The following is a 12,821-nucleotide window of genomic DNA, read 5'->3' as shown; positions in this document are numbered from 1 at the left end:
CCTCAGGTGGTGCAGCCGCTGTCCGCGATGACGAAGTAGCCGGCCGGGGTCTCCTTCAGGGTGTGGCTGACGAAGACGTTGTACAGGCCCATGTTCTCGTTGGAGCCGTTGGCGTAGACGTACCCGCCGGACATGTGCGCCCGGCCGGCGGTGACGTGGGCGTAGTTGGTGGCGGTGAAGCACTGCGCGGGGTCGGGGTCACCCGGGTCTCCGGGATCACCGGGGTCGCCCGGGCCGCCGGGGTCGGTACCGCCGTCCAGGCCCCAGAAGACGCCCGTGTAGTACGTGGAGCAGAGGGTGTTCAGGAAGTACGCGGCCGTCGAGCCGCACTGCTGGGCGCCCGAACCGGGGCCGACGGGCAGGCCGTGGCCCATGCCGGAGACCGAGTACATCTCCACGGCCGGCTTGCCCGAGGCGTCGTTGTAGACGGTGCGGGTGGTGCTGCCGGGGAGGCTGTCCGTGGAGGACGGGGTCTGGCTGATGCCCCACACGTTGGTCCACTGGTCGCGCAGGGCCGTGGCGTTGGCCGGGTAGACCGTGTAGTCCGAGGTGCCCTGCCAGATCGCGACCTTGGGCCAGGGACCGCTGTAACCGGGGTAGGCGGCGCGGACCTTGTCGCCCCACTGCGCGGGCGTCAGCTTCTGCGGGCCCGTCTGGCAGCCGGAGGCGGCCGCCTGGCTCGTCGCGCACTGGGCGGGCAGTCCGGAGGCCACCGAGCCGCCCGCGAAGACGTCGGGGTAGGCGGCGAGCAGGTCGGCGGTCATCCCGCCGCCGGCGGAGAGCCCGGTGACGTACACCCGGCGCCCGTCGGAGCCGTAGGTCTTCTTCGCGTAGTCGACCATCTGCACGATCGACGCGGCCTCGCCCTTGCCCCGGGTGTCCTCGTTCGGGTCGAACCAGCCGAAGCAGGACAGCGCGTTGTTGGCGGAGGTGGTCTGCGGGAAGACGACGGCGAAGCCCCACTGGTCGGCGTACTTCGGCCAGCCGGAGTTGGTGTAGTAGGCGTTCGCGGTCTGCGTGCAGCCGTGCAGGGCGACGACCAGGGGGGCGTTCGCGGGGAGTCCTGCCGGGGTGTACGCGTACATCTGGAGGTTGCCGGGGTTCGAGCCGAAGCCGGTCACCTGCTGGAGGCCGGCGGCAGCGGCGGCGGGCTGCGCGGCGGTGGTGGCGCTCAGCGTCGCCGCGAGCAGTCCGAGGACGGCGGCGGACGCGAGGCGCCGCAGCAGACGTTTCAGGATCGGTGGTCGCACGGGTGGTCTCTCCCTGCCGTGGGGGTACGGGTTGCTGCGGAACCTACGAGCGGGGCCGGTCCCCGCCCATGGGACCGGTGGCCACACCCCGGCCCCCGCTGTGTGCGCCGACGCCCTTGCGCGACGGGGAGCGGCGGCGGGCCTGCGGCGGCGGCCCCCGCCGGTCGCGTCCCGGCGGCCGCCCGGGGCCCCGCACCATGTACGCCCGCACCATGCCCGGGTACGTGGGTGTGTGCACCGGCGCCGTGTGACGCGGGCCCGCGCGTACCTACGGTGACGGCCATGGAGACTTCCCGCAGACCGGATCACCAGCCCGCAGCCGCCGCGTCCGGCGGCCCCGCGCAGGCCCCCGCAGAACCCGTCCTGGCCGGGCGCACCGCGCTGGTGACCGGGGCGGCGAGCGGGATCGGGCGGGCCTGCGCGCAGGCCCTCGCCGCCGCGGGCGCCCATGTGCACGTCGTGGACCGGGCCGGCGAAGCCGCCGAGCGGCTGGCGAAGGAGATCGGCGGGACGCCCTGGGTGGTGGACCTGTCCGAGCCGGCGGTCGTGGACACCCTGCCCGCCGACGTGGACGTGGTGGTCAACAACGCGGGCCTCCAGCACGTGGCCCCGGTGCACGAGTTCCCGCCGGACCGGTTCGCCCTGATCCAGCGCGTGATGGTGGAGACGCCGTTCCGCGTCTTGCGCCGGACCCTGCCGGGCATGTACGAACGCGGCTGGGGGCGCGTGGTCAACATCTCGTCGGTGCACGGGCTGCGCGCGAGCCCGTACAAATCGGCCTACGTGACGGCCAAGCACGCACTGGAGGGACTGAGCAAGGTGGTCGCGCTCGAAGCGGCGGAGCACGGGGTGACGAGCAACTGCGTCTGCCCCGGGTACGTGCGCACCCCACTGGTGGAGAACCAGATCGCCGACCAGGCCCGCACGCACGGCATCTCCGAGGAGGAGGTGGTGGGCCGGGTCATGCTGGAGCGCAGCGCGGTCAAGCGGCTGATCGAGCCGGCGGACGTGGCCGAGGCGGTCCTGTGGCTGTGCGGCCCGCGCACCGGGCACATCACCGGCTCGTCGCTCTCCATGGACGGCGGCTGGACCGCGAACTGACCCGCCTGCCCCGACCCCCGAGGAACCCTGGAACACCATGCCTGAACCGCTCCCCTCCGCCGCGCCCCACCTCCGGCGCCTGTTCGACCTGCTGGCCGACGACGCCCCGGCCGAGGCGCTGGGGGCGGTCTCCTCGCAGGCGCGGGCGGACGGGGTGCCCACCGGGGAGCTGGCGGAGGTGGAACGGGCGACGGCGACCGCGCTGCGGATCAGGAGCGCGCTGCGCCAGCACCGGCGGCGCGAGGCCCAGCTGACCGCACTGTTCGACACGGCGGGCGACCTGGCGGCGTCCCGCGACCTGGACGACGTGCTGAAGGCGATCGTGCGGAGGGCCAGGATGCTGCTGGGCACGGACACCGCGTATCTGACCCTGCCGGACGAGGAGGCCGGGGACACCTACATGCGGGTCACCGACGGCTCGGTCTCGGTGCTCTTCCAACGGCTGCGCCTGGAGCTGGGCGAGGGCCTCGGCGGTCTGGTGGCGCAGACGGCGAGCCCGTACGCGACGCCGGACTACCGCACCGACGACCGCTTCCGCCACACCCGCAACATCAACGCCGGGGTGCTGGACGAGGGCCTGGTCGCGATCCTGGGCGTACCGCTGCTGCTGGGGTCGAGCCGGGGCGGTACGGGCAAGGTGATCGGCGTCCTGTTCGCGGCGGACCGCTCGCCCCGGGTCTTCAGCCCCGACGAGGTGGCCCTGCTCTGCTCGCTGGCGGCGCACGCGGCGATCGCCATCGACACGGCCCGCGCGCTCACCGACACCACGGCCGCGCTGGCCGAACTGGCCGAGGCGAACGCGGAGCTGGCCGAGGCCAACGCCTCTGTGCGGGCGCACTCGGCGGCCATGGCACGGGCCGAGGAGTCGCACGACCGGCTCACCGACCTGGTGCTGCGCGGCCGGGACGTCAAGGACGTGGCGGCGGCGGTCGCCGGGCTGCTCGGCTCGCCGCTGACCATCCACGACCCGGGCGGCCGCCCGCTGGCCGCGGTCCGCCCGGACGGTACGGGCTTCGCCGCCGACAGCATGGACGCGGACTGGCTGGCGGAGGCGGCCGAGGAGTCGCGTACGGGAGCGCGGGCCGTGCACCGCGACGGGCGGGTGGTGTGCGCGGTGCTCGCCGGGCAGGAGCTGCTGGCCGGTCTCGTCCTGCACCGGGCCCGCCCACTGGACGACTCGGACCGGCGGCTGTTCGAGCGGTCGGCGGTGGTGACGGGGCTGCTGTTGCTGCTCCGGCGCACGGTGGCCGAGACGGAGAACCGGATACGCGGTGAGCTCATCGCTGACCTGCTGTCGGACCCGGCCCGTGACCCGGCGGGGCTGGCCGAGCGCGGCCGCCGGCTCGGCATCGACCTGGACCGCCCGCATCTGCTGCTCGTGGCGGAGACCGGGGCGCGGGAGCGGCTGGCACCGGCGGCGATGCGCTTCCTGTTCGGCGGCGAGAACCAGGGCGTGAGCGCCGAGCACGCGGGCGCGGTGGTGCTGTTGATCGAGGACGCCGGTACGGGAGCGGGCGCGGCGGCCCGCTCGGCGGCGGCCCAGCTGGGGCAGCTGGCCCAGTCCCCCGTCACGGTGGCGGCGGCCGGTCCGGCGCGTGGCCCCGGCGGGCTGGCCGCCGCCTACACGGAGGCGGCGCGCTGCCTGCGGGCGATGCGGGTGCTGGGGCGGGCGGGCGAGGGCGCGTGCGTGGAGGAGCTGGGCTTCCTGGGCGTGGTGCTGGGCAACGCGCAGGACGTGGACGGGTTCGTGGCGGTGACGCTGGGGCCGCTGCTGGAGTACGACGCACAGCGCGGCACGCATCTGGTGCGCACGCTGAGCGCGTACTTCGGGGCGGGCGGCAGCCTGATCCGGGCCAAGGACGAGCTGCACGTCCATGTGAACACGGTGGTGCAGCGCCTGGACCGCATCCAGGTGCTGCTGGGCCGGGACTGGAACGAACCGGACCGGGCGCTGGAGCTCCAGCTGGCGCTGCGGCTGCACCTGTTGTCGGGTTCTTCGCGGGACACGCGGCCGGCCTGACGGGCAGAATCCCGGACCGTGACGATCTCCGCGCGCGCCCTCAACCGGGCCACCCTCAGCCGTCAACTGCTCCTGGCCCGTGAGCCGCTAACCGCCGCCGAGGGGGTGCGGCGGGTGGTCGCGCTCCAGGCCCAGCACCCGGCCTCGCCGTACATCGCCCTGTGGAACCGCCTCACGGACTTCACCCCGGCCGACGGCGAGGAACTGGTGGCGCGGGTAGTGGAGTTCACCCGTACGCCGAGGTCGTCGGCCGAGATGCAGGCGTGGCTGGCGGAGCTGTACGGCGCGGAGCGCAAGGACGCGGTGTGGTGGGGCATGAAGGCGTACGCGCCGCTGCACCACGTGCCGACCGGTCCGCCGTGGTCCTTCGGCGCGCGTGCCACATTCGTCGCGGCGGGCGAGGGGCCCGCGCCCCGGGGCCGGACGGTGGACCAGGAGGCGCTGCGCACCCTGATCCTGCGCTACCTGGCCGGGTTCGGTCCGGCGTCGGTCGCTGACGTGGCGCAGTTCTCGATGGTGGGGCGGGCGCCGGTCCGGGCCGCGCTGGCGGCCATGGCGGACGAGGTGGAACGGCTGGAGGGACCGGACGGGGAGGCACTGTTCGACCTCCCGGACGCGCCCCGGCCGGACGGCGGGACGCCCGCCCCGGCCCGGCTCATGGCGATGTGGGACTCCACGCTGCTGGCGTACGCGGACCGGGGCCGGGTGATCCCGCCGGAGTACCGCCCGCTGGTGATCAGGCGCAACGGCGACGTGCTGCCGACCCTGCTGGTGGACGGCCGTGTCGCGGGCGTGTGGCGCCCGACGGCCGAGGGCGTGGAGGCCACGGCGTTCCACCCGCTGCCGGCCGCAGGGTGGGACGAACTGGGCGCGGAGGCCAAGGCGTTGACTGCGTTCCTCGGCGCCCGTGAGCGCACGGTCTACAGCCGCTACCACCACTGGTGGGCCGAGCTCCCGGACGCGGAGGTGCGGACGCTCTGACGCCTACACGGCGGTGACCGGGGGCGGGTGCGGGGAGCGGAAGGTGAAGGCGTCGGGGGTCTCGCCCTTCTCGCGGAGCAGGGCGACCCGGTCCATCGCCTCCCGCACGCTCGGGCGGTGGCCGGCCGGGACCCACCACAGGGCGCTGTGGTGGTCGGCGAGGCGCTCGAACCATTCGCGGCGGCGGGCCAGGACCCTGAGGTGGTCGCTGCGGTAGACGTACGCCTTCAGCGCGTCGACCGATTCCCAGACCGAGCAGTTGATGAGGAAGAGGTCGTCCTCCGCCTCGGGACGCAGGCTCGTGGCATCGGCCCCCTCGTCGTCGACCATGCGCCAGACGAAGCCCGGGGCTCCGTCGGCGAGGGCGTTGATCTCCGGGAGCTGGGCGACGAAGTCGGCGAGCTGGGGGCTGTCGAGCGGGGCGAGGATGCGCCCGACGTTGACCTGGGCAAGGTGGAAGTCGTTCACGGGCCCAAGCATGACCGGGTGACCCTTCTAAAGTCAACGGATTCGTTTTTAGACTTCGCCGCCCTCGTCGGGCCCCTCGATCGCGACGCAACAGCCTTCCGGCAGCGGGTCCATGGCGGCGCTCCAGCCCTCGGCGAGCAGCCCTTCGATACCGGCGAGGTTCATCCCGCAGACCAGGGCCGGGAATTGCTCAGCCAGCGCGTGGAACGGACAGTTGTTGAGGCGGAGTTTCCCGCAGTCCCAGTACGGGTCGTAGCCGCGCTCCCGCAGCGCGTGGACGGGGTCGGCCGCGCTCGCCGCCTCCCCGGCGGCCCGCGCCGCCGCCTGCAACTCCGCGTCCAGCCCGGCCCGCTCGACGACCTCGGCGAGCAGCCGGCTCACGGTGTCGTACGAACGCGGCGGTACGGAGACGACGTGCTCGCCGTCCGCCCGCCGGTACAGCTTGGAGGGCCGCCCGGAGCCGGGTCCGGTGCGGCCGGAGAGCCGCCGGAAGCCGGCCTCCAGGAGCCCGGCGTCCACCAGCTTGTCCAGGTGGAACGCGGCCACCGCCCGCGTCACCCCGACCGCGTCGGCGGCGGCGTCCCGGGTGACGTCGCCCGGGGCGGCGGCCACGTATCGGTACAGCCCGCGTCGTACGGGGTCCCCGAGGGCGGCCAGCGCATCCAGGGCGTCGTCGTCACTGCTCACACCGGCGAGTCTAGGCGCGCACCCCTCCGGGGCTCCGCCCCGGAAGCGCTCCTCAATCGCCGGAGGGGCTGAAAATGCCGCCGCAGATGTGCGGCGGCAGCGGCAAGATCAAGCCCCGCCGGCGGTTGAGGCGCGGGGTCCGGGGCAGCGCCCCGGTTTCGGGAAGGGGCGGGCAGGGGGACAAACCCCGCCCGTTAGACTGGCCGCGTCGTCACTATGCCCGTTCAGGGGGAAGCCGGTGCGAATCCGGCACTGACCCGCAGCCGTGAACCGCCGCTCGCGGCGGAAGTCGGAATGCCCTGTCCGAGTCGTGACCGGCTCACGCCGCCGGAACCCCGGCGGCCCGCCCCGTCGAGGTATACGGAGCCGGAGCCCGGTGCCGTGTGTGCCTGCCCCGGTCCCCAGGAGAGGCACCGCCCGCCATGACCGTACGCCGCAGCGCCGCCGCGCTCGCCGCCACCGCCGCCGTGCTCTGCGCGGCCGCCGCCCCGGCCGCCGTCGCCGCGCCGTCTCCGTCCCCCTCGGCCGCGCTGCCCTCCGGGCTCTACGGTACGAACGACCCCACGTACGACGGGGTGTGGCGGCAGTCGCTCGCGTTCCTCGCGCAGCAGGCCGTGGGCGTGACGCCCGCCGCGAAGGCGGTGGACTGGCTGACCGGCCAGCAGTGCGACAGCGGCATGTTCGCCGCGTACCGCGCGGACGCCTCCGCACCGTGCGACGACAAGACCGTCGCCGACACCAACGCGACGGCCGTCGCCGCCCAGGCCCTGCGCGCGATCGGCGGGCACCAGGACGCCATGGCGAACGCGGTCGGCTGGCTCAAGTCCGTCCAGAACGAGGACGGCGGCTGGGGCTACACCGCCGGCAGCCCGAGCGACGCGAACTCCACGTCCATCGTGATCGGCACCCTCGCCCGGGCGGGCGAACGGCTGGACGGCGTGACGACGCACGGCGGCAAGACCCCGTACGACGCGCTGCTCGGCTTCTCCATCCCCTGCGGCGGCAAGGACGGCGGCGCGTTCGCCTACCAGCCCGACAAGGCCGGCAAGCTCGCCGCCAACGGTGACGCGACCGCCGCCGGTGTCCTCGGCGCGCTCGGCAAGGGCCTGGTCGTCGCGGACAACGCGGCCGTGAAGGACCCCGCCTGCCGCAAGGGCTCCCCCCTGCTCCCCGAGCAGGCCGCGCAGAACGGCGCCGCCTACCTCGCCACCGCCCTCGCGAAGAGCGGCCACCTCGACCAGCCGCCGATGCCAGGCGCGGAGGACAGCGAGCCGCAGCCCGACTTCGGCAACACCGCCGACGCGGTCGTCGCACTGGCCGCCGCCGGCCACAAGGACAAGGCCGTCGCCTCCGTCACCTGGCTGAAGAAGAACTCCGCGGCCTGGGCGAAGCAGGCGGGACCCGCCGCGTACGCCCAGCTCGTCCTCGCCGCGCACGCCACCGGCGCCGACGTCCACGACTTCGGCGGCGCCGACCTCGTCTCCCAGCTGAACGCGACCGGCCCCGCCCCGGCCTCCGTGACGAAGCCGGAGCCGAAGGCCACCGAGGAGGAGCAGAAGGACAGCGGCGACGGCGAGGGCATCGGCGGCCTCTGGTGGTTCGTCGGGATCGGGCTCGCCGTCGGCGCCGGCGTGGGCTTCCTGATCAGCGGCCGCCGCAAGAACCAGCAGCTGTGAGCCGCACCGCACGGGCAGCCGCGCTGCTGGTCGTGGGCGCCGTCCTGGCCGTGCTCGGCACGGGCACGGCGCAGGCGGCGGGCTACCGCTACTGGTCGTTCTGGGAGGGCTCGGCGAACGGCTGGTCGTACGCCACCCAGGGGCCCTCGCTCGTACGGCCCGACGACGGCTCGGTGCAGGGCTTCCGCTTCTCGGTGAGCGCGGACTCGCAGGACGCCTCCAAGCCGCGCCGCGCCGCCGACTTCGCGAAGATCTGCGCGGACACCCCGGCGAAGGACGGCAGCAAGCGCGTCGCCCTCGTCATCGACCCGGGCACCGCGGCCGACGCGCCGGACGGGGAGACCCCGCCCGCGCTGCGGACCGCGTGCGCGCGGGTGCCGGAGGACGCGAGCAGCGCGGAGGCCCTGGCCGCGGTGGCGAAGCCGCTGCGCTACGACACGAGCGCCATGCTCTGCGCGATCTCCGGCTACCCGGCCACGGGCTGCGGCGAGCAGGTCTCCGGCCACGGCGACGGCGGCAGCGGCAGCAAGGCACCCGCCTCGACCTCCGCCGCCGCCTCGGTCGACGGCGACGGTGACGGCGGCGGCCCGTCCGCCGGGGTCCTCGTCGGGATCGGCGCCGTGCTGCTCCTCGGTATCGCCGCAGTCGCGCAGGCCCGCCGCCGCCGCGGATGACCGGCCCGACGGCCGGCCGCGCGGACACCGCGACACACCGGCTCCCCGCCTGGCGCGCCCCCGCCGCCACCCGTAGCAACGCGCTGCCGGCCGGGGCGTGGTGGCTGTGGGCGCTGGGTCTGGCCACCGCCGCGTCCCGGACCACCAACCCGCTGCTGCTCGGCCTGCTGGTCGGGGTCGCGGGTTACGTGGTGGCCGCGCGCCGCACGGACGCGCCGTGGGCCAGGTCGTACGGGATGTTCATCCGGATCGGGCTGTTCGTGATCGCGGTCCGGCTGCTGTTCTCCGTCTTCCTCGGCTCGCCGATCCCCGGCACGCACACCCTGTTCACGCTGCCCGAGGTGCCGCTGCCCGACTGGGCGAAGGGCGTCCGGATCGGCGGCCGGGTCACCGCCGAGCAAATGCTGTTCGCGCTGTACGACGGGGCGAAGCTGGCGGCCCTGCTGATCTGCGTCGGCGCGGCGAACTCCCTCGCCAACCCGGCCCGGCTGCTGAAGTCGCTGCCCGGCGCGCTCTACGAGGCCGGGGTCGCCGTCGTCGTCGCGATGACGTTCGCGCCGAACATGGTCGCCGACGTGCTGCGGCTGCGCACCGCCCGCCGGCTGCGCGGCCGGCCCACCGGCGGGGTGCGGGCCGTGCTCCAGATCGGGCTCCCGGTCCTGGAGGGCGCCCTCGAACGGTCGGTCGCCGTGGCCGCCTCCATGGACGCGCGCGGCTACGGCCGCACCGCGCGGGTCCCGGCCGTCGTCCGGCACACCACGAACGCCCTCACGCTCGGCGGCCTGCTCGGCGTGTGCGCCGGTACGTACGGGCTGCTGGCCGCCGAGGGCGCCGGCTACGGGGTGCCGCTGCTCGTCGCCGGTCTCCTCGCGGCGATGGCGGGGCTGCGGCTCGGCGGGGCGCGTTCGGTGCGGACCCGCTACCGGCCCGACCGGTGGGGCGTGCGGGCCTGGCTGGTCGCCGGGTCCGGCGCGGCGGTCGCGGCGGCGATGATCTGGGCCGGGAACGCCGACCCGGCGGCGCTGCACCCCGGGGTCGTACCGCTCACCGCGCCCGTGCTGCCGCTGTGGCCGGCCGCCGCCGTGCTGCTCGGGCTGCTTCCGGCGGTGGTCGCGCCCGTCCCGCCCTCCCCCACAGGCTTCGAGGAGCAGGTGTGATCCGGTTCGACGATGTTTCGGTGCGGTACGAGGGTGCCGGGCGCCCCACCCTGGCCGGGGTCGACCTGACGGTCCCGGAGGGTGAGCTGGTGCTGCTCGTCGGCCCCTCCGGGGTCGGCAAGTCGACGCTGCTCGGTGCCGTCTCGGGCCTGGTCCCGCACTTCACGGGCGGCACGCTGACCGGGCGGGTCACCGTGGACGGCCGTGACACCCGTACGCACAAGCCCCGGGAGCTCGCGGACCTGGTCGGCACTGTGGGCCAGGACCCCCTGGCGCACTTCGTGACGGACACGGTCGAGGACGAGCTGGCCTACGGCATGGAGTCGCTGGGCCTGGCCCCCGACGTGATGCGGCGGCGGGTGGAGGAGACCCTCGACCTGCTGGGCCTGGCCGGGCTGCGCGACCGCCCGATCGCCACCCTGTCCGGCGGTCAGCAGCAGCGCGTCGCGATCGGCTCGGTCCTCACCCCGCACCCCCGGGTCCTGGTCCTCGACGAGCCGACGTCCGCGCTCGACCCGGCGGCGGCCGAGGAGGTCCTCGCGGTCCTCCAGCGGCTCGTCCACGACCTGGGCACGACGGTCCTGATGGCGGAGCACCGGCTGGAGCGCGTGGTGCAGTACGCGGACCGGGTCGTCCTGCTGCCCTCGCCGGGCGCCCCTCCGGTCATGGGCGCGCCCGCCGACATCATGGCGGTGTCCCCGGTGCACCCGCCGGTCGTCGCGCTCGGCCGCCTCGCGGACTGGGAGCCGCTGCCGCTCTCGGTCCGGGACGCGCGGCGGCGGGCCGGCGGTCTGCGCGACCGGCTGGCGGACGTGGCGCCCGGGCACCCGGCCCCGGACGCGCCGGGCGCCCCGGCAGACCCACTCCCCCCGCGTACCGCCCCGAGCCGCAGCGCCCTCGCCCGGCTGTTCCGGCGCGCCCCGCACGAGGCCCCCGCCCCGGACCCCGCCACCGGCGGCCCCGGCGGCACCCCCGCCGCCCAGGCAGAGCGGCTCGGCGTACGGCGCGGCCGGGTCGAGGCGCTGCGCCGGGTGACGCTCACCGTCCGGGCCGGCGAGACCGTGGCCCTGATGGGGCGCAACGGCGCGGGCAAGTCCACGCTGCTCGGCGCGCTCGTCGGCATGGTCGAGCCCACCTCCGGCACCGTCCTGACCGGCGGCCTGGCCCCGCACCGCACCCCGCCGCGCGAGATGGTGCGCCGCGTCGGCCTCGTACCGCAGGAGCCGCGCGACCTGCTGTACGCGGACACGGTCGCCGCCGAGTGCGCGGCGGCCGACGCCGACGCCGGGGCGGAGCCGGGCAGCTGCCGGGCACTCGTCTCCGAACTCCTGCCGGGGGTGGCGGACGACACCCACCCCCGCGACCTGTCCGAGGGGCAGCGCCTCGCGCTGGCCCTGGCCCTCGTGCTCACCGCCCCGCCGCCGCTGCTCCTGCTCGACGAGCCGACCCGGGGCCTCGACTACGCGGCGAAGGCCCGGCTGGTCGGGGTGCTGCGCGCACTGGCCGCCGAGGGCCACGCCATCGTGCTGGCCACCCATGACGTGGAGCTGGCCGCCGAGCTGGCGCACCGGGTGGTGATCCTCGCCGACGGGGAGGTCGTCGCGGACGGGCCGACCGCCGAGGTCGTGGTGTCCTCGCCCGCGTTCTCCCCGCAGACCGCCAAGATCCTCGCCCCGCAGGAGTGGCTCACCGTCTCCCAGGTGCGCGCGGCCCTGGAGGGTGGCGCGTGAACGGCGTGCGGAGGCGCGGCCGCCCGGTCCGGCTCGGCCCCCGGGCGATCGTGGCGCTGGTGCTGATCAGCGCCATCGGGATCGCCGCCTTCGGGTGGCCGCTGCTCGCGGACCGGGATTCGGGGCTCGCGCACGCGCAGGACGCGCCGTGGCTGTTCGCCGCGCTGCTGCCGCTGCTCGTCGGGGTGGTGGTCGCGATGATCGCGGACGCCGGGCTCGACGCGAAGGCGGTCGCGATGCTGGGGGTGCTGGCCGCGGTCGGGGCGGCGCTGCGCCCGCTGGGGGCGGGCACGGCGGGCCTGGAGCCGATGTTCTTCCTGATGGTGCTGAGCGGGCGGGTGCTGGGGCCGGGGTTCGGCTTCGTGCTGGGGTCCGTGACGATGTTCGCCTCCGCGCTGCTGACCGGCGGGGTGGGGCCGTGGATGCCGTTCCAGATGCTGTCGATGAGCTGGTTCGCGATGGGCGCGGGCCTGCTGCCGGGCCCGGACCGGCTGCGCGGGCGCGGCGAGCTGCTGATGCTGGCGGCGTACGGGGCGGTCGCGTCGTTCGCGTACGGGACGATCATGAACCTGTACGGGTGGACGATCGTGCCGGGCCTCGCCTCGGGCATCTCGTTCCGGCCGGGCGACCCGCTGGGCGACAACCTGGTCCGCTTCCTCGCGTACTGCGCGACGACGTCGCTCGGCTGGGACCTGGGCCGGGCCGTGCTCACGGTGGTCCTCACGCTGACGGTCGGGGCGCCGCTGCTGAAGGCGCTGCGGAGGGCGACGCGGCGCGCTTCCTTCGAGGCCCAGGTCACATTCGACGCCCGTGGCGAGTGAGGGCACCCACAGGACCTTGGTCCCGTACGAAGCGTGTTAGGAGCCGCGCGGGCGGCCCGCAGGCCCCAGCCGCACCCGCCACGACCTGCAATGAAGCGGTTTGGGCCGGTTCGGGACGTTCGGCCCGGGGCGCGAGGCGGGGTCGTAACAGGGGTCGTTGCCACGGCCGAACGGCGCCGCTAAGACTGGATCCCGTCGCCGAGCACCGCAGGGTCCTCACCGGGATCGCGGTCAACGAGCGCCGGTCCACGCAGGA

11 protein-coding genes and 1 riboswitch are annotated in these 12,821 nt (G+C 75.2%); of the genes, 8 read left to right on the top strand and 3 right to left on the bottom strand.

All coding sequences use genetic code 11. The features are described 5' to 3' along the window. Window positions 1–2 precede the first annotated feature (2 nt). A complete protein-coding gene (locus BLW14_RS22605) occupies window positions 3–1,250 on the bottom strand; it encodes an extracellular catalytic domain type 1 short-chain-length polyhydroxyalkanoate depolymerase (RefSeq protein ID WP_093709014.1) in 1,248 nt (415 codons plus the stop codon). A gap of 282 nt (window positions 1,251–1,532) precedes the next feature. On the opposite strand from BLW14_RS22605, the gene BLW14_RS22600 reads away from it, so the two are divergent. The 3 genes from BLW14_RS22600 to BLW14_RS22590 are packed head-to-tail and all read left to right on the top strand — an operon-like array spanning window position 1,533 to window position 5,352. After that, a complete protein-coding gene (locus BLW14_RS22600) occupies window positions 1,533–2,351 on the top strand; it encodes a 3-hydroxybutyrate dehydrogenase (protein WP_093709013.1) in 819 nt (272 codons plus the stop codon). A gap of 37 nt (window positions 2,352–2,388) precedes the next feature. Then, a complete protein-coding gene (locus tag BLW14_RS22595) occupies window positions 2,389–4,371 on the top strand; it encodes a helix-turn-helix domain-containing protein (protein ID WP_093709012.1) in 1,983 nt (660 codons plus the stop codon). Window positions 4,372–4,389: 18 nt separating this feature from the next. After that, entirely contained in the window at window positions 4,390–5,352 is a 963-nt protein-coding gene (locus BLW14_RS22590; RefSeq protein ID WP_093709011.1) for a winged helix DNA-binding domain-containing protein, read from the top strand. A 3-nt stretch (window positions 5,353–5,355) separates the two neighbouring features. Here the strand turns inward: BLW14_RS22590 and BLW14_RS22585 are convergent, their stop codons facing one another. Together BLW14_RS22585 and BLW14_RS22580 are read right to left on the bottom strand one after the other, a co-directional pair. Further along, complete coding sequence (locus BLW14_RS22585; RefSeq protein WP_093710820.1) at window positions 5,356–5,820, bottom strand: DUF3291 domain-containing protein; 465 nt, start codon at window positions 5,818–5,820, stop codon at window positions 5,356–5,358. 48 nt (window positions 5,821–5,868) lie between these two features. Beyond that, window positions 5,869–6,507, bottom strand: a complete 639-nt coding sequence (locus BLW14_RS22580) for a helix-turn-helix transcriptional regulator (protein ID WP_093709010.1) — start codon at window positions 6,505–6,507, stop codon at window positions 5,869–5,871. Between the two features lie 226 nt (window positions 6,508–6,733). Continuing rightward, window positions 6,734–6,807, top strand: a riboswitch (cobalamin riboswitch). A gap of 122 nt (window positions 6,808–6,929) precedes the next feature. On the opposite strand from BLW14_RS22580, the gene BLW14_RS22575 reads away from it, so the two are divergent. Genes BLW14_RS22575 through BLW14_RS22555 form a run of 5 tightly spaced genes read left to right on the top strand, consistent with a single transcriptional unit; the run spans window position 6,930 to window position 12,565 of the window. Further along, on the top strand, window positions 6,930–8,183 hold the full coding sequence (locus BLW14_RS22575) for a prenyltransferase/squalene oxidase repeat-containing protein (RefSeq protein WP_093709009.1): 1,254 nt from the start codon (window positions 6,930–6,932) through the stop codon (window positions 8,181–8,183). Further along, window positions 8,180–8,857 (top strand): SCO2322 family protein, encoded by a 678-nt coding sequence (locus BLW14_RS22570; RefSeq protein WP_093709008.1) that lies wholly within the window; start codon window positions 8,180–8,182, stop codon window positions 8,855–8,857. The genes BLW14_RS22575 and BLW14_RS22570 overlap by 4 nt, the downstream gene beginning before the upstream one ends. Further along, window positions 8,854–10,014 (top strand): cobalt ABC transporter permease, encoded by a 1,161-nt coding sequence (locus tag BLW14_RS22565; protein ID WP_093709007.1) that lies wholly within the window; start codon window positions 8,854–8,856, stop codon window positions 10,012–10,014. The genes BLW14_RS22570 and BLW14_RS22565 overlap by 4 nt, the downstream gene beginning before the upstream one ends. Beyond that, entirely contained in the window at window positions 10,011–11,744 is a 1,734-nt protein-coding gene (locus BLW14_RS22560) for an ABC transporter ATP-binding protein (RefSeq protein ID WP_093709006.1), read from the top strand. The genes BLW14_RS22565 and BLW14_RS22560 overlap by 4 nt, the downstream gene beginning before the upstream one ends. Further along, the gene (locus BLW14_RS22555; RefSeq protein WP_093709005.1) at window positions 11,741–12,565 is read left to right on the top strand and encodes an ECF transporter S component; all 825 of its coding nucleotides are present in this window, start codon (window positions 11,741–11,743) and stop codon (window positions 12,563–12,565) included. Before BLW14_RS22560 ends, BLW14_RS22555 begins: the two co-directional genes overlap by 4 nt. The last annotated feature ends 256 nt before the right edge of the window (window positions 12,566–12,821 follow it).

Origin of the sequence: Streptomyces sp. 2131.1 (assembly GCF_900105515.1) — a bacterium.
Lineage (GTDB): Bacteria > Actinomycetota > Actinomycetes > Streptomycetales > Streptomycetaceae > Streptomyces > Streptomyces drozdowiczii.
Note: the sequence above shows the minus strand (reverse complement) of the source record. Positions and strands in the feature narration are given on the sequence as shown.